This is a genomic window from Kutzneria chonburiensis (assembly GCF_028622115.1).
Taxonomy (GTDB): domain Bacteria; phylum Actinomycetota; class Actinomycetes; order Mycobacteriales; family Pseudonocardiaceae; genus Kutzneria; species Kutzneria chonburiensis.
In genome coordinates, this window is the sequence record NZ_CP097263.1 from 5,056,745 (window position 1) to 5,071,802 (window position 15,058).

At 69.8% G+C, this 15,058-nt stretch carries 17 protein-coding genes; 11 read left to right on the top strand and 6 right to left on the bottom strand.

Features of this window, described 5'->3' with window-relative positions; all coding sequences use genetic code 11:
* Positions 1-79: 79 nt before the first annotated feature.
* Positions 80-841 (bottom strand): DeoR/GlpR family DNA-binding transcription regulator, encoded by a 762-nt coding sequence (locus M3Q35_RS22700; protein ID WP_273944008.1) that lies wholly within the window; start codon positions 839-841, stop codon positions 80-82.
* A gap of 246 nt (positions 842-1,087) precedes the next feature.
* Here M3Q35_RS22700 and M3Q35_RS22705 point away from each other — a divergent pair, with 246 nt between their 5' ends.
* The 4 genes from M3Q35_RS22705 to M3Q35_RS22720 all read left to right on the top strand — a co-directional run bounded on the left by M3Q35_RS22705 (position 1,088) and on the right by M3Q35_RS22720 (position 4,880).
* Positions 1,088-2,206, top strand: coding sequence for a glycoside hydrolase family 3 N-terminal domain-containing protein (locus M3Q35_RS22705; RefSeq protein WP_273944009.1), 1,119 nt, complete (start codon positions 1,088-1,090; stop codon positions 2,204-2,206).
* Between the two features lie 227 nt (positions 2,207-2,433).
* On the top strand, positions 2,434-3,006 hold the full coding sequence (locus tag M3Q35_RS22710) for an RNA polymerase sigma factor (protein ID WP_273944010.1): 573 nt from the start codon (positions 2,434-2,436) through the stop codon (positions 3,004-3,006).
* Complete coding sequence (locus tag M3Q35_RS22715) at positions 2,999-4,216, top strand: hypothetical protein (protein WP_273944011.1); 1,218 nt, start codon at positions 2,999-3,001, stop codon at positions 4,214-4,216. The genes M3Q35_RS22710 and M3Q35_RS22715 overlap by 8 nt, the downstream gene beginning before the upstream one ends.
* Before the next feature lie 10 nt (positions 4,217-4,226).
* Complete coding sequence (locus M3Q35_RS22720) at positions 4,227-4,880, top strand: histidine phosphatase family protein (RefSeq protein ID WP_273944014.1); 654 nt, start codon at positions 4,227-4,229, stop codon at positions 4,878-4,880.
* Here M3Q35_RS22720 and M3Q35_RS22725 read toward each other — a convergent pair.
* A complete protein-coding gene (locus M3Q35_RS22725; RefSeq protein ID WP_273944015.1) occupies positions 4,869-5,252 on the bottom strand; it encodes a Na-translocating system protein MpsC family protein in 384 nt (127 codons plus the stop codon). The genes M3Q35_RS22720 and M3Q35_RS22725 overlap by 12 nt on opposite strands.
* 228 nt (positions 5,253-5,480) lie before the next feature.
* Here M3Q35_RS22725 and M3Q35_RS22730 point away from each other — a divergent pair, with 228 nt between their 5' ends.
* Entirely contained in the window at positions 5,481-6,014 is a 534-nt protein-coding gene (locus M3Q35_RS22730; protein ID WP_273944016.1) for a cysteine dioxygenase, read from the top strand.
* Positions 6,011-6,409, top strand: a complete 399-nt coding sequence (locus M3Q35_RS22735) for a rhodanese-like domain-containing protein (RefSeq protein ID WP_273944018.1) — start codon at positions 6,011-6,013, stop codon at positions 6,407-6,409. Before M3Q35_RS22730 ends, M3Q35_RS22735 begins: the two co-directional genes overlap by 4 nt.
* Here M3Q35_RS22735 and M3Q35_RS22740 read toward each other — a convergent pair.
* Positions 6,406-7,155 (bottom strand): DUF1684 domain-containing protein, encoded by a 750-nt coding sequence (locus M3Q35_RS22740; RefSeq protein ID WP_273944019.1) that lies wholly within the window; start codon positions 7,153-7,155, stop codon positions 6,406-6,408. The two genes, M3Q35_RS22735 and M3Q35_RS22740, sit on opposite strands and share 4 nt — an antisense overlap.
* A 199-nt stretch (positions 7,156-7,354) precedes the next feature.
* Here M3Q35_RS22740 and M3Q35_RS22745 point away from each other — a divergent pair, with 199 nt between their 5' ends.
* Both M3Q35_RS22745 and M3Q35_RS22750 read left to right on the top strand, forming a co-directional pair.
* Positions 7,355-7,855: a winged helix-turn-helix domain-containing protein gene (locus M3Q35_RS22745; protein ID WP_273944020.1), complete on the top strand. Its 501-nt coding sequence runs from the start codon at positions 7,355-7,357 to the stop codon at positions 7,853-7,855.
* A 170-nt stretch (positions 7,856-8,025) separates the two neighbouring features.
* Positions 8,026-9,705 (top strand): APC family permease, encoded by a 1,680-nt coding sequence (locus M3Q35_RS22750; protein WP_273944021.1) that lies wholly within the window; start codon positions 8,026-8,028, stop codon positions 9,703-9,705.
* Between the two features lie 50 nt (positions 9,706-9,755).
* Here the strand turns inward: M3Q35_RS22750 and M3Q35_RS22755 are convergent, their stop codons facing one another.
* The gene (locus M3Q35_RS22755) at positions 9,756-10,403 is read right to left on the bottom strand and encodes a LuxR C-terminal-related transcriptional regulator (protein WP_273944022.1); all 648 of its coding nucleotides are present in this window, start codon (positions 10,401-10,403) and stop codon (positions 9,756-9,758) included.
* Between the two features lie 15 nt (positions 10,404-10,418).
* The gene (eccB, locus tag M3Q35_RS22760; RefSeq protein ID WP_273944023.1) at positions 10,419-11,786 is read right to left on the bottom strand and encodes a type VII secretion protein EccB; all 1,368 of its coding nucleotides are present in this window, start codon (positions 11,784-11,786) and stop codon (positions 10,419-10,421) included.
* Between the two features lie 165 nt (positions 11,787-11,951).
* Between eccB and M3Q35_RS22765 the strand changes: the two genes are divergently transcribed.
* Genes M3Q35_RS22765 through pip form a run of 3 tightly spaced genes read left to right on the top strand, consistent with a single transcriptional unit; the run spans position 11,952 to position 13,965 of the window.
* Entirely contained in the window at positions 11,952-12,812 is an 861-nt protein-coding gene (locus M3Q35_RS22765; protein ID WP_273944025.1) for a type VII secretion protein EccE, read from the top strand.
* On the top strand, positions 12,809-13,030 hold the full coding sequence (locus M3Q35_RS22770; protein ID WP_273944026.1) for a hypothetical protein: 222 nt from the start codon (positions 12,809-12,811) through the stop codon (positions 13,028-13,030). The genes M3Q35_RS22765 and M3Q35_RS22770 overlap by 4 nt, the downstream gene beginning before the upstream one ends.
* 8 nt (positions 13,031-13,038) lie before the next feature.
* Positions 13,039-13,965 carry a prolyl aminopeptidase gene (pip, locus tag M3Q35_RS22775; RefSeq protein WP_273944027.1) on the top strand — a complete coding sequence of 309 codons (927 nt, stop codon included), beginning with the start codon at positions 13,039-13,041 and terminating at the stop codon, positions 13,963-13,965.
* Here the strand turns inward: pip and M3Q35_RS22780 are convergent.
* A complete protein-coding gene (locus M3Q35_RS22780) occupies positions 13,962-14,954 on the bottom strand; it encodes an IS481 family transposase (protein WP_273944029.1) in 993 nt (330 codons plus the stop codon). The genes pip and M3Q35_RS22780 overlap by 4 nt on opposite strands.
* Positions 14,955-15,058 lie beyond the last annotated feature (104 nt).

Below are 15,058 nucleotides of genomic sequence, written 5' to 3' on the forward strand. Positions count from 1 at the left end.
AGACATCTCCTCGTTTTTCTCCACTACCGCATGGGCATTCGGACAGCCCCCATGGCCCGGTGGCGCGCACCGGGAGTACTCAGACGCGGACGACCCGCGGCCCGAGCACCGCGTACCGCTGACCGTCCGCTGTGGACAGTCCGGTGTCGGTGACGATGGCCTCGAAGTCCGCGATGTCGGCGAACCGGCTGAAGCTGGACACGCCGAACTTCGTGTGCACACCGGCGAACACGCGCCGCCGGGACACCGCCACCGCCTTGGCCTTGACCGCCCCGACCGCCGGGTCGGGCGTGGTCAGGCCGTGCTCGCGGGAGATCCCGTTGGCCCCGATGTAGGCCAGGTCGATCACCATCTCGCCCAGCATGCGCAGCACCCAGTGGTCCACCGTGGCCAAGGTGTGCCCGCGCAGCCGCCCGCCCAGCAGCAGCACGGTGACGCTGGGCGTGCCGGACAGCGCCGCGGCCGCCGGCAGGGACGCCGTCACGACCGTGAGCGGACGGTCGGTCGGCAGCGACTCGGCCACCAGCTGCGGCGTGAAGCCCTCGTCGATGAACACGGTTTCCGCGTCGCCCAGCCGGTCGGCGGCGGCGCGGGCGATGCGCCGCTTCTCCGGCAGGTGCGAAGTCGCGCGGTAGGCGATGCCGGTCTCGTAGCCCGCGGTCTCCACCGGCACCGCGCCGCCGTGTGTGCGGCGCACGAGCCCGTGCTGGTCGAGCAGTTTGAGGTCGCGGCGGACCGTCTCCGGCGCGACGGCCAGCTCGGCCGCCACATCGCCCACTTCGACCCGGCCGTTGGCCCGCGCGCGGGCCAGGATCCGGCGCTGGCGCTCGTCGGCCTGCATCTGATCCCACCTCCACAACGCTGTGTTGACTCGGGCATTGGTCGGCCCGTTCGGGCAGGAATCAGGTTTAACACCGTCGTCACGGTGTGGCCAGCGCCACAGCAGGCCCGGGGGTGCCCGGTTTTCGCCCGTTTGAGGGGCCCTCAGCGGCCAACCTGCCGGTCAACGGCCCGTGTCCTGCCCGTTTCACGGTGTGACTGTGCCCGTTCGCTGCTCGTATTCACCGGATGCGGTTAACTGGTGGCCATGGGCAGCATCTCGGACCTGGTTCGCTGGGCGATCGTCGCGACCGTGGCCGGACCGCTGGCGCTGGTCGGCACGCCGGCCCCGCTGGCCACCAACAGCCCGCTGCCGCCGGGGCTGTCCATCGACCAGCTGGCCGGGCAGCGGGTCATCTACTCGTACCCGGGCGCGACGCCGCCGCAGACGCTGCTGGACCGGATCCGCCAGGGCCGGGTCGGCGGCGTGATCTTCTTCGGCGAGAACATCAAGTCCAGCAGCCAGATCGCCGGCGTGGTCAGCCAGCTGCGGCAGGCCGCCGCGCAGAGCCCGGTGCACCAGCCGCTGCTGCTGATGACCGACCAGGAGGGCGGCCTGGTCCGACGGCTGCCCGGCGCGCCGACCATGTCGGAGAAGGCGATCGGGCAGGCCCCCGACGCGCAGGCCCAGGCGGCCAACGCCGGCACCGGGGCCGGGCAGAACCTGGCCGGCGTCGGCATGAACTTCAATCTCGCGCCGGTGCTGGACGTCTACCGCACGCCCGGCGACTTCGCCGACTCGGCCCAGCGCTCCTACAGCCAGGATCCGGCCAAGGTGAACACCCTCGGGCAGGCGTTCGTCACCGCCCAGCAGCAGACCGGCGTCGCCGCCACCGTGAAGCACTTTCCCGGGCTCGGCTCGGCCAGCACCAACGAGAACACCGACGAGCGGCCGGTCACGCTGACCGCCTCGGCCGACACGTTGCGCACCGTGGACGAGGCGGCGTATCCAGGCTCGATCGCCGCCGGGGCCAAGTCGGTGATGCTGTCCTGGGCGATCTATCCGGCGCTCGACCCGAAGCTGCCGGCCGGGCTGTCCCCCACGATCATCAACCAGGAGCTGCGCGGCCGGCTCGGCTTCAAGGGCGTCACCATCACCGACGCGCTGGAGGCCGGCTCCCTGGCCGCGTTCGGCACCACCGGCCAGCGCGCCGTCACGGCGGCCGGCGCGGGCATGGACCTCATCCTGTGCTCCGGCCGTGACGTCAGCCAGGGCGACCAGGCCGCCGCCGCCATCTCGGCCGCCGTCACGTCCAACACGCTCGACCACAGCGCCTTCGACGCCTCCGTGAACCGCGTGTTGGACACCCGCGGCACTCTCCACTGAGTTTTTGGCGCCGCCTCCGGCGTCGCGGCTCGGCCCCTCGTGACCGGTGCCTCGCCCTTGCCGGATTTCGACCGCCGCATCGGCGCAGGTGGTGAGACACGTCGCTAGCGGCGGCCGAAATCCGCCAACCGGGCGAAGCACCGGCGGGGCCTCGCGGGCGGCGAACACCAATTCCCCCAAAATCCCCTGCAACACTTCAGCCGCTGCGACCACAAAGGGGAGTGGAGATGCTGGCCGACCCCGAGTCGGCACCTGACGCGCAGCTCTGGGGGGCGATCGCGCATGACGACCATGCGGCGTTCACCACGCTGTTCGAACGGCATGCCCAGGCGGTGTGGAACTACGCGTACCGGCTGACCGGGTCCTGGTCGACGGCCGAGGACGTGCTGTCGACGACGTTCCTCACCGCGTGGCGGCGCCGGGCCGAAGTGGTGCTGATCCGGGAGAGCGCGCTGCCGTGGCTGTACACGGTGGCGGCCAACCTCGTGCGCAACGACCACCGCCGGCGCAGCCGGTTCCTGCGGCTGGTGCCGAAGCTGGCGGTGCCCGACGAGACTCGGGACCACGCCGAGGAGTTGGCCGAAAATGACCACACCCGGCACCGGCTGCGCGAGGTGCTGACGGCGGTCGACATGCTGCCGGCGTCGGAGCGCGAGGCGGTGCAGCTGTGCATGGTGGGCCGGATGAGCACGGCCGACGCGGCCGCGTTGCTCGGGATCACCGAGGTCAGCGTTCGTTCCCGCCTGTCGAGGGCACGCGCCCGGCTGCGCGGATTGACCGAGGAGAACTTCGATGACTGACCCGTTCGACCTGCCGGAGCGGGAGCTGCCCGAGCACGTCCGACGGGACGCGCTGCGCCGGATTATGACCGAAATCGACCACGAGCCGCCGCGCCGCAAGTCCGGCCTGGTCCCGCTGCTGATCGCCGCGTCCGTGGTGATCCTGATGGCCGGCGCGACGATCGTGACCACGGCGGTGCTGGGCAACAAGGACCACAAGGTCAGCACGGCCGGCCCGCACTCCACGATCACGACGGCCCCGTCGGGCAGCGCCGAGAACGGCTTCGGCCTCTACAGCGCACAGCGCGACTGGGGCACCGGCGCGGAGATGGAGCGCTGCTGGAGCGCCGACCACAAGCCGGATACCTGGACGCCAATGCTGCGGGTCGAGCGAAACAACCTGGTCGCGCTCCTCTACCGCGTGGCCAACGACCTGGTGTTCTGCCAGCTCACGGCAAAGACGATCACGGTGAAGTCGGTGCCGTACCCAGCCCCGCCGCCCAGCGGGACGCCGGCGCGGGTCATGTTCATCACGACCGAGGGCACCTACGCCGGCGTGACCGCGCCGGGCATCGACAACCTGACGATCAGGACGACCAGTGGCCTGATCCCGGAGCCGTCGGCCATCGGCAACGGCGTGTTCATCCTGCCCAACAGCTACAAGCGGACCGACACCCTCACGCTGCGCGGCTTCACCGTGCCGGACTACGGCATGCAGGCGGCTGACCTCCCGCAGCCGCTGCCACCGAGCCAGCGCAGCAGCGACCCGCGCGGCGACCGGACCTCGGTCGCGGGCCAACGGCTGGGCAATTGTCTGTCCACGGTGAACCCGCCCATCGCCGACGCCGACTGGTTCGCGCCGGGTGCGTCCATCGTGACCGATGACCAGCAGTGGGCCCAGCTGGGCGTGCTGGGCGATGCCCTGGTGTGGTGCAGTTCCGTGGCCGACGACCCGCACGTGTACCTCGCGCTGCCGCCGAGCACGCACTCGGTGCAGTGGCTGAACGGCAACAAGCGCGGCTTCGCGGCGGTCACCCCGACACTGATCGGCATCGCCAGCAACCCGGACGTGGCGACCGTCACGCTCAGCCAGCCCGGAACAGCGGACATCACCGCGAATGTCGACCACGGAACGTTCATCGTGCCGGGACCGGGCGGGCAGCCGCTGTCCGGCTCGAAGCTCACCGTCAAGAAGGCCAACGGCGACGTGATCGAGCAGTTCACGATCTAGGCTCGGCCGGGTGACCACCGAGTACCGACAGTTCCGGTTCCAGCGGCCGCCCGGCTCCACCGAGCTGGTGCTCATCCGGCACGGCGAGTCGGCGCCGGCCCGGTTCGACCGGCCCTACCCGTACCGGGACGGGCACGGCGATCCGGAGCTGGCGCCGCAAGGCCGTGTGCAGGCCGAGAAGCTCGCGGACCGGTTCGCCGACCAGCATTTCGACGCGATCTACGTGACGACGCTGCGGCGCACCGCGCAGACCGCCGCGCCGCTGGCTTCCAGGCTCGGCATCACCCCGCGGGTCGAGCCCGACCTGCGGGAAGTGCATCTCGGGGAGTGGGAAGGCGGCCTGCTGCGCAAGGCCGTGGCCGAGGGCCACCCGCTCGTCACGGAGATGAACGTCAAACAGCGCTGGGACGTGATCCCCGGCGCCGAATCCACCGAGCAGCTGGCCGAGCGGGTCGGGGCCGGCATCCGCCGCATCGCCGCCGCCCACCCCGATCAGCGGGTCGCGGTGGTGGTGCACGGCGGCGTGATCGGGCAGGTGCTGGCCATGGCCAGCGGCGCGCGGCCGTTCACGTTCATCGGCGCGGACAACGCGTCGGTGTCGGTGCTCGTGGTGGCCGGCGAGCAGTGGATCCTGCGGGGGTTTAACGATGTGTCACACCTGTGATGGCGGATCCGCGTCGAAGTCGCCAAGATCGGAGAAGACGAACACGCGCACGGCATAGCCGGTGGTGGGATGCACCTGGGCCAGGTAGGCCGACACCGGACTGCCGACGATTTCCTCGACGGCGTCGAGGAACTCCTGCCGTGTCGCCTCGTGCAGCGCTTCGTGGTGACGCAGCACGGCGTCGGAGTAGCCACGCTCGTGCAGCACGACGTCGGCCACCGTGAGGCTGTCGATGGACAACACGACGAGGCTGATCGGGTCGTCGTCGGAAACGGACACCTTGACGTTGCGGGGACCTCGCCCGTAGAAGGAGCGTTCGAGACTGGTGACCTTCTCGGCGACCGCGTTGCGCTGGGCCCTGGTGATGCGCACCGGTGGCTTTCCTCTCGGCGGGCCGGCGGGTTACCCTCGGCCGGTTGACGAACAACCCGGTTCCGACAACAACATAGTGGTTACCGAGCCCTGTCGCAGCGGAACAGCAGTTCCGAGGCGGTGCGTGCCCGGGCGAGATACCTCCCGTGCTGGCGTGGCGCGAAGGTCCGGGCACCACCGGACAGGCGCGCGGCGACACCGCGGGATGCCGAGCGAAAGGCTTGTCTCGTGGTAGTTCAGACTCATCCCGCCCAGCTGCGGGACCTGGTGGACGACTACGTCGCGCGTCGCGACGAGTGGTCGCCGCACGTCCGCTTCGATCTCACGGAGCGGTACTTCCAACGCCTGCACCGTGACGACGACGTCGAGGTGTGGCTCATCTGCTGGGATCTCGGTCAGGACACGCTGCTGCACGACCACGGGGGCAGCGTCGGCGCCTTCGCGGTGGCCGGCGGCCAGCTGATCGAGGACTACGGCCTGATTCCTGGGGCAGACACCACGCAGGAGGGTCTGCGGACCCGCCGCCACCGGGCGGGCGACTCCGTCGGTTTCGGCCGGACCTACCTGCACAACCTGGTCAACGTCGGCATGGAGCCGGCCATTTCGATCCACGCCTACTCCAAGCCGTTGACGTCGATGAACTTCTACTGCTGGCTGCCGACCGGCATCCACCACCTGCGCGAAGTGCAGTGCGACACGCCGGAGCCGGACACCACCGCGCTCGAGCTCACCGCGGCCCGGATGCGTGAGGCTGTCCGATGACCGACATGGTCACCGGGCTGCTGGAGACCGCGCGCGAGCACATCACGCGGTACAGCCCGGCGCAGGCAGCCGAGGCGATGCGGGCCGGCGCGGTGCTGGTCGACCTGCGGCCGACCGAATACCGCTGGCGGTTCGGGGAGATCCCCGGTGCCGTCGCGGTGTCCCGGCACGTGCTGGAGTGGCGGATGGACGTGAGCAGTCCGCACCGCCTCAAGGAACTCCGGGCCGGCGACGTCGAGCAGGAGATCATCCTGCTCTGCAACGAGGGCTACACCTCCAGCCTCGCCGCCTACCAGCTGCGCAGCCAGCTCGGGCTGCGCAACGTCAACGACGTGGACGGCGGCTTCGCGGCGTGGCGCGACGCCGGCCATCCCATCGTGGGCCGGCTGGGCTAACGCACTCGACGCTCCCCGGCGGTGACGGGCACCGTGATCTCGTTGCCGGCCGGGGGCATCGGGCAGATGCCGTAGTCGGTGAACGCGGACGGGAAGTTCCTGGCCTGGTTGAAATCCAGCGTCACGTGGCCGTCCACCGGCAGCGGCGCGTCGAGCTGCCGCCACGGCGCGGTGGTGTCGTTGTTGGTGGGGTCGTGGAACACCAGGCTGATCGTGTCGCCGCCGGCGGTCGCGATCAGCCGCTGTTGCGTGCCGTTGACGGTGAAGCGGACCTCGCCGACCTCGAACAGCACCTCGTGGATACCGGGCTGCGCGGAGTCCACCTCGTGCCGCTTGGCCGGGTGTCGCGGCGTGAACTCGGCTTCCACCAGCCATTCCGGCGCGTAGTCGAAGACCGAGGGACCGTCATACCTTTTTAGCGCCGGCCCTTCCGGGTCGCGCAGCCGGATGCCGGGACGGCCGTCGCGGATCAGCGTCTCCACGTGAATGCCGCCGTAAGTCACGAACTCCGCCGCATCGCCCTTGACCTCACGGACACCGTCCAGCGGCCGGCCGTCGTGGCGCAATCCCTCGGACACCGAGGCTTTCACGCGGATCACGCCGTGCTCGGCGCTCCACTCGCCCGGCACGCCGGGGAACCGGGTCGGCCTCGGATCCAACCAGTGCAGCCCGACCAGGCTCAACCACCCGTACGGCTCACGCAGGTCGCGTTCGCGCCCGGCCAGCCACTCCTGCCATCCGCTCATGTTCGACATAACACCGCAAAGCCGCCAGACCCGTCCACATCCTGGAGCGCCGTTGACAGTGACCTCGGGCACTGGTCCGATGGCCTCATGGATCTGACCAGGCGCCTGCACGTGGACCTCGCCCGCGTGACCGCGCAGGGCTGTGTGGCACCGATCTAGCCACCCCCGGTCCATCACCCCCTTTTGCGAGGAAACCGCCATGCCGTACCAGTTTTCTGCCCCGCTGACGGTCAGTTCCAGCCAGGCCGCCGAGGTCACCGTGGTCGTTCGGGTCAGTACGAACAACGACCAGGCGCCGCTGGTGGCCGCCCGCGTCGTCGACGCCGTGCGTACCGCGGTCGACGTGCCCGGCACCACGTTGACCGTGTCCGTGCCCGCCCCGCGCGCCGCCGAACCCGGCACTGACCTGCGAATTCAGCCTGCGGCGCGGCGGGTTTGGCAACGCGGGGACGCCGTCGAGCTGACCCGGATGGAGTTCGACCTGTTGCTGCACCTGGCCCGCCGCCCCGGCCATGTGCACCTGCGCACCGTGCTGCTGTCCGAATTGTGGGGCCTGCCAGTGGGAGTCGAGACCAGGACCCTTGACGTGCACGTTCGCCGGCTGCGCCGCAAGCTCGGCCCGGCCGCCGAGCTGATCACTACCGTCCGTGGCGTGGGCTATCGGATGGACGGAGCCGAACGGGTGATCATCGAGGAGTGAACCGCCCGATATGTCGGGCTGGAACCTCAAATGTTCCTCAAATCCAGGCCCATAGCCAGATCGTGACCGGAAGACCGGTTCACATCGGGCCGGCTTTACGCCATGCTCCGCCACACCCGAACGGGTGGTGCAGGTCACGTCCATAGTGGACCAGAGGGCAGGGGTGAGCGATGGCTTCGCCGTCAAACGTCGCTTCGTCACCGGGTGGATCCGGGCATTTCAAGAGAACCGTCGGCTTCTACGGCCTGATGTTCATCTCGCTCGGCTCGATCATCGGATCGGGCTGGCTGCTGGGCGCGCTCAACGCCGCCAAGGTCGCCGGCCCGGCCTCACTCATCTCGTGGGTGTTGGCAGCAGCGATGTTGGCAGTGCTGGCCCTGATCCACGCGGAGCTGGGCGCGGCCTACCCGGTCGCCGGCGGCACCGCCCGGTTCCCGCTGTTCGCCTTCGGCGGTTTTGCCGGCTTCATCGCCGGCTGGTCGGCGTGGTTGCAGGCAGTGGCGATCGCCCCGATCGAGGTCGAGGCCGCTCTTCAGTACTCGGACAGCATTCCGTGGGTGAAAGACCATCTCGCCCTGTTGCACGTCGGCGGCGATCTGGATGGCACCCTCAGCACGAGCGGGTTCATCTGGGCCACCGTGCTGATGATCATTTTCACCGTGGTCAACATCGTCGGCGTCAAGCTGCTGTCCGAGAGCAACACGGTTGCCGTGCTGTGGAAGACCGCCGTCCCGCTGCTCACCGTGTTCGTGCTGCTGCCGCTGAGCTTCCACGGCTCCAACTTCACCGCCGGCGGCGGTTTCATGCCGTTCGGCCTGCACGGCGTTTTCGCCGCGCTGCCGGTGGGCGTGGTGTTCGCCTTGCAGGGCTTCGAGCAGTGCATCCAGTTGGCCGCCGAGGCCGCGAACCCCAAGCGTGACCTGTCCCGCGCGGTGCTCGTGGCCATGGGAATCGGCGCGCTGGTCTACATCCTGCTCGAGGTCGCCTTCGTCGGCAGCCTCGACCCGTCCGCGCTGGTACACGGCTGGTCCAACCCGATGGACAAGGGCGCCTTCGGCCCGTACGCGGCACTGGCCATCGCGGCCGGCGCCAGCTGGCTGGCCTGGGTGCTCTACATCGACGCGGTGATCTCACCGGCCGGCACCGGTCTCATCTACGTCGGCACCTCGGCCCGGCTGACCTACGCACTGGGCCGTGACAAGCAGATTCCGGGCGTGTTCGGCAAGCTGAGCATTCGCGGTGTGCCGGTGTGGTCGATCGTGCTCGCGTTCGTCATCGGCGAGGCGTCGTTCGCGCCGTTCCCCAGCTGGCAGAAGCTCGTCGGCATCGTCACCTCGGCCACCGCCGTGATGTACGCCTTCGCCCCGGTGTCGCTGACCGCGCTGCGCAAGCGCGATCCGGACCGCCCCCGGCCGTACCAGACGCCGATGCCGGCGGTGCTCGCGCCGCTGGGCTTCGTCTGTGCCAACCTGATCATCTACTGGAGCGGCTGGGACACCATCTACAAGATCGCCGGCGCGATCGCCATCGGCCTGGTCATCTTCTTCGTCACCAGGGCCTTCCAGCCGGCCGAGCAGCGCCGTCCGCTGCACCTGAAGTCCGCGCAGTGGGTCATCCCCTGGATCGTCGGGCTCGGCGTGCTCGGTTGGCTGGGCCGCTACAGCAGCGACGGCGGCCCCGATCCGAGCAACATCCTGCCGGACGGCATCGACGTGCTGGCAATCGTGGCGTTCAGCCTGGTGATCTTCTACTGGGCGGTGAACTGCGCGCTCAGCAGCGAGAAGGTCGCCGACGCGGTCAAGCAGGAGGAAGAAGAGCTCCAGCAGCAGCCGGAGATCACCACGGCCTGAAACCCCTGTCACGACAACGGCCCCGGACCTGCGTCCGGGGCCGTTGCCCTTCAGTCGGCGCGGTGGGCGATGCCCTCCTCGATGGCCAGCCGGGTCAGCTCGGGTCGCCGCCGCCGGCCGGTCTTGTCCCTGATCCGGTCCAAATAGGACCGTACCGTTCGGACGGTGATGTTCATCGCCTCGGCGATGTCCTGGTCCCGTTCGCCGGCGGCCAACAGCGAGAGCACCTGCCGCTCCCGGTCGGAGAGCACGAGTTTGGGCCCGCTGTGCCGTTCCCGGGACGAGTTGAGCACGAACGAGGCCAGCGTCGGCGACACGTAGCTGTTGCCGATGGCGATTTCCCTTACCGCACGCAGGATTTCGTCGCCGTCGGAATCCTTGGACAGGTAGCCGCGCGCCCCGGCGGCAATAGCGCCCAGCACCTCGGCCTGCCCGGCGTGGGCCGACACCACGAGCACTTTGTGGCCCATACCGACGACTTCCAGCACGGCCGCCGCGTCCTGCACGCCCCGTAGCTTCAGGTCCAGCACCACGACGCTGTCCCGTCGCTGCCGGCCGGCGGCGAAGCGGCCCACCGAGTCGGCGACCACGCCCAGCTCGATGTCCGGCGCGTCGGCCAGCACCCGGGCCACCGCGGCGCGGTAGAGCGGATGATCCTCGATCACACCGACGACGATCGGCTCCTGGTCGGCCCCCATCAGTACCCCATCCCCTCAGTTCACCGGTGCCGGCTTCGTTGCCGCGCCCCGGTCCAGCGCCGCGCCCTTGGGCAGCAGCGCGAGCAGGCTGGTGTCCACGGTCGGCGCCTGGACATTGCCGTAGCCCAGCGCCTTCACGGCATCGGCGTCCGCCACCGGATACTTGCTGCCGGTGTCCGTGATCAGGTACACGGCGTTCGACCGGTCCTTCACCAGAGCACCCGATCCCGGTGGCACGTAGACGTTCTGGCCGCCGCGGGCGTCGGTCCGGTCGACGGCGATCGGGTGCGCGTCGGCCGGCAGCGGCACGTCCCGACTGACCGTGACCTTGGACCCGTTGGCACACAACGTGATCGTCGCCGGAACAGTGGCGACCACGGACGGGATCCTGACCGGATAGCCGCCGGCGTTCTCGTCCACGGCGGAGGATTCGGCCCGTGGCGCGGAGTTCACGTCGGCCGTGGACACCTGGACGGTACGGGTCCCGGTGTTGGCCGGGTTGCCCGCGATCAGCTTGGCCTCGGTCTGCGTCACGGCTTGCACGGAATCCTTGCGCACCAGGTAGAAACCGCCATTGTCGGCTTGCAGGACCTGCCCGACCTTCGTACCGTTGCCACCGATGCTCGGCCCCGCGCCGCCGCTACCGTCCACTTTGACCAGACCGAGTCCCTGCCCCGCCGACACGGTGTCCAGCCAGGCATCGGCGACCGGAATGAACGGCATGCCGTCGTAGCCAAGGGCGGTGATCGCCGCCGCATTGGGCAGCGCGTAGCGGCGGCCGGCGCTGATCAGGTAGCGGTCGCCGGAATGCGCTTGCACGAGCAGGCCCTGGCCGTTCGGCTGCGGCGTGCCGCCGTTGACCGGGCCGAGAATCACCGTCGACACCGCCTCCACGCCGGCCGGTCGGTCCGCCGACGCACTCGTGCAGGTCGTGAACGCGCCGCCCAGCAAGCGATCCGCCGCCGGCAGCGAGTCCGGCGCTCCGGGGATGCCATAGGCCGGGCCGCGAGACACGCTCGCCAGCGTCGCCGCCGGCACCGTCACCGTCTTGTCCCCGTTGCCGCCGGCCAGCAGCCGGGCCGAGGCGAAGTTCAGCACCGGGTGCAGCAGCTTGTCCTGGCCCAGCACGAAACGTGCGCCCGTCTCCTGTTCGACGATGACCTGGCCACCCTGCCGCCAATCGGCGTCACCGGTCGGGTTGATCACCCCGAGCACGCCGAACACCGCCGTGACCAGCAGCGCCGCACCGGCCCCGATCGCCACGCCCAGCACCAGGCGGCGGCTCGGCGAGACCGGGTGGTTCGCGTCGGCCGCCACCAGCGCCGACACCAGCCTGCGCCGCAGGAACTGGTAGGCCTGGATCTGGTCCCGCTGCGTCCACACCACGTGCCCCCAAGCCCGTGCCCCCTGTAAAAACACCTTGCCCGGTAAGAAATCCCTCTGTACGGGGCGACCCGAGCATACCTATGCTGCCTGCGGCGCCCGGGACAAGTTCGGGGATTTTCGGGCAGCTTTGCCGGAAACGAGGGCAAGGAGCGTCGCAGCCTCATGACGTTGGCAGACACGAGCACGCGGCACCGGTCACGGTGGCTGCGTCCGGTGACCGCGGGCCAGATCGCCGTGTGGCAGATCGCCGTGCTGGCTGTGCTGTTGACCGTGAATCCGTTCGGCGTGACCGGAATCGCCGTAGCCGCGGCCGCCGTCCTGGTGGTGGTCGCCACTTCTGTGCGGCGCGGCGGGCTTTGCCTGTACCAGTGGTTCGGTGTTCGGCTCACGTATCTCCGTCGGGCCAAGCCTTCCCCGTCGGCCGACCCCATCGAGGCCGTCCTGCCCGGCATTCGATTCGTTCGACACGTCGACCGCGCCGGCAATCGTGTCGGGCTGGCCTCCATCGGCGCCGACCGCGTCGCCGTCGTCCGCCTGCCGTCCGGCGTTCGCCCCGAGTTCGACGTGCTCGTGACCGCTCTTCGCGATGCCCAGCAGCGCAGCGACATTCCTCTCGCCGGCGCTCAGCTCGTCGTGTGGGCCGTTCCCGGGCCCACATCCGTCGAGCCCATGCGCATCCATTGGCTCGCCTTGCGGTATCGGCCTTCCGTCGCCCCCGGCGCCGCCCTCGCTCGCGGCGGCGGCTCCACCGGCTCCGACCGCGCCGCCGCGTCCGCCGCCCTTGGTCTGGTCGGACGCCTCGCCGAGGCCGGCCAGGCCGCCGCTGTGTTGGACGAGCCCGAGCTCCGTCAGGACCTCCTCGTCGCCCTCGGCGCCGACCCCCGTGCCTTCGCCGGCAGCACCCCCGGCGCCCGCCCCGTCGTCACCGTCGCCGAGTCCTGGCGCTCGTGGTCCATCGGCCGCCTCACCCAGGCCTCTTTCTCCCCGGTCCCCGCGTCGCCACCGAGATCCTCGGCTCGATGATTCCCGGCACCGAGTTCACGTGCACGTCTTTGCTGCTCCGGCGCACCCCTCGCGGCACCACCGAGAGCTCCGTGTCCCTGCGCCTCGGCTACCTGGCCAAACACGCCCAGCAGCGCCCCGAGGCCATGGTCAGGCGCCTCGCCGCCGACCTCTACCCCACCACCGGCCGGCAATCCGCTGGCCTGCACCGGTCGCTCCCGTTAGCCTTTCCTGACTAAGGGGGCACATGGCTGAGCCGTACGCGCACGGAATGCTGGATGTCGGGGACGGCAACCAGATGTACTGGGAGATCTGCGGCAATCCGGACGGCAAACCGCTGGTGCTGCTGCACGGCGGTCCCGGCCAGGGCTGCATGCCGGGCATGCGGGACACCTACGACCTGGAGCGCTACCGCGTCGTGCTGTACGACCAGCGTGGCTGCGGGCGTAGCACGCCCAGCGCGGCGGATCCGTCGACCGACATGTCGGTCAACACCACTGCCCACCTGATCGCCGATCTGGAACTGCTGCGCGAGTACCTCGGCATCGACCGCTGGCTGGTCCGCGGCGCCTCGTGGGGGTGCACGCTGGCGCTGGCCTACGCGCAGCGGTACCCGCACCGGGTATCGGCGATCGTGCTGTCCGCGATCATGACCTGCCGCCGTGAGGAGATCGAATGGCTCTACGGCGGCGCGTCCCGATTCTTTCCGGAGGAGTACGAGCGGTTCGCGGGCGGTGAACCCGACGTCGATCATCTGCTGGCCGACTACGCCCGGCGGTTGGCCAGCCCGGACCGCGAAGTGCAGGCCCAGGCGGCGATGGCCTGGGGGCGCTGGGAAGACGTCACGCTGTCGCTGGAGCCCAACGCCAGGCCCGGCGCGTTCAGCGGCCCGGTCGACGACGATCTGCTGGCCATCACGCGGATCTGCGCACACTACTTCGCCAACAACGCCTGGCTCGACGACGGCGAACTGATCCGCAACGCGGGCACACTGGCCGGCATTCCCGGCGCGCTGACGCACGGTCGGCTGGACCTGAGCTGCCCGGTGACGACGGCCTACGAGCTGGCCGCCGCCTGGCCCGGCGCGGACCTGTTCATCTGCGACCAGTCCGGGCACCGGGGCAGCCCGGCCAAGGGCGACTTCCTGCGCGCCGCCGTGGCCCGGCTGGCCTAGATGTTCTGACCCGTGAGGTTGGGAACGCGGCTGGCTGGGGGTAGGCCCTTGAGCGCGGTGTGGCCGCGGTGGTGATTGTAGGTGTGTAGCCACTGCGGCAGGGCCTGGCGGCGTTCGGTCTCGGACCGGTAGGGGCGGGCGTAGGCCCATTCGTCGAGCAGGGTGCGGTTGAACCGTTCCACTTTGCCGTTGGTCTGGGGCCGGTAGGGGCGGGTGCGTTTGTGGGTGATGTCTGCGGCGGCCAGGGTGTCGCGCCAGAGTCGTGAGCGGTAGCAGGACCCGTTGTCAGTGAGTACCCGTTTGACGGTGATTCCGTTGGTGTGGAAGAAGGTCTGCGCCCTCTGCCAGAACGCGGCGGCGGTTTCCTTGGTCTCGTCGGGCAGGATCTCGGTGTAGGCCAGACGGGAGTGATCATCGATCGCGTTGTGCAGGAATCCGTAGCCCAGCAAGGGGTTGCGGTAGGCGCTGCGGGTCGCGGTGGCGGTGCGTTGGCTGTTGCGGCCGCCGATCTGACGGCCGTGCACCCGGTGACCGCCGCCGTCGGGGATGTTGCCCAGCTTTTTGATGTCGACGTGGATCAGGTCGCCGGGAGCGTCGCGTTCGTAGCGGCGGATGGGTTGCGCGGTGGCGCGGTCCAGATGCGTCAGGCGAGCCAGGCCGTAGCGACGCAGCACCCGGTGCACCGTAGCCGGGTTCAGGCCGAGCAGGTAGGCGATGCGGGCCGGTCCCCAGCGGCGTAGTACGCGGACCTTGATGATGCGGCGTTCGGTGCGGGTAGGGGTACGGCCAGGGCTGGTGCGAGGACGGGAGGACCGGTCGACCATGCCAGCGGCACCGAGTTGGCGGTAGCGCCGCGCCCAGCGTTGAGCGGTGCTGACCGAGACCTGGAACCGGTCGGCCGCTGGTCGCAGTGGCCAACCGTCGTCCACGACGCAGCGGGCCAGCCGCAGCCTGCCCAGCTCGGTCAAGGGTGCGTTACGGTGGGGCATGAGGGCCTCCGGGAGCTCGGTGTAGACGTCGCAATCCACACCGAACCTGGAGGCCTTCCCTCATTTCAAGATCATCGGTTCACGTGTCTGCCCGTTCGCAACCT

Excerpts from the sequence above, each read along its gene's own strand:
- M3Q35_RS22700 (WP_273944008.1), bottom strand. The coding sequence starts at position 841 with ATGCAGGCCGACGAGCGCCAGCGCCGGATCCTGGCCCGCGCGCGGGCC.
- M3Q35_RS22705 (WP_273944009.1), top strand. The coding sequence starts at position 1,088 with ATGGGCAGCATCTCGGACCTGGTTCGCTGGGCGATCGTCGCGACCGTG.
- M3Q35_RS22710 (WP_273944010.1), top strand. The coding sequence starts at position 2,434 with ATGCTGGCCGACCCCGAGTCGGCACCTGACGCGCAGCTCTGGGGGGCG.
- M3Q35_RS22715 (WP_273944011.1), top strand. The coding sequence starts at position 2,999 with ATGACTGACCCGTTCGACCTGCCGGAGCGGGAGCTGCCCGAGCACGTC.
- M3Q35_RS22735 (WP_273944018.1), top strand. The coding sequence starts at position 6,011 with ATGACCGACATGGTCACCGGGCTGCTGGAGACCGCGCGCGAGCACATC.
- M3Q35_RS22740 (WP_273944019.1), bottom strand. The coding sequence starts at position 7,155 with ATGAGCGGATGGCAGGAGTGGCTGGCCGGGCGCGAACGCGACCTGCGT.
- M3Q35_RS22745 (WP_273944020.1), top strand. The coding sequence starts at position 7,355 with ATGCCGTACCAGTTTTCTGCCCCGCTGACGGTCAGTTCCAGCCAGGCC.
- M3Q35_RS22750 (WP_273944021.1), top strand. The coding sequence starts at position 8,026 with ATGGCTTCGCCGTCAAACGTCGCTTCGTCACCGGGTGGATCCGGGCAT.
- M3Q35_RS22755 (WP_273944022.1), bottom strand. The coding sequence starts at position 10,403 with ATGGGGGCCGACCAGGAGCCGATCGTCGTCGGTGTGATCGAGGATCAT.
- M3Q35_RS22765 (WP_273944025.1), top strand. The coding sequence starts at position 11,952 with ATGACGTTGGCAGACACGAGCACGCGGCACCGGTCACGGTGGCTGCGT.
- M3Q35_RS22770 (WP_273944026.1), top strand. The coding sequence starts at position 12,809 with ATGATTCCCGGCACCGAGTTCACGTGCACGTCTTTGCTGCTCCGGCGC.
- pip (WP_273944027.1), top strand. The coding sequence starts at position 13,039 with ATGGCTGAGCCGTACGCGCACGGAATGCTGGATGTCGGGGACGGCAAC.
- M3Q35_RS22780 (WP_273944029.1), bottom strand. The coding sequence starts at position 14,954 with ATGCCCCACCGTAACGCACCCTTGACCGAGCTGGGCAGGCTGCGGCTG.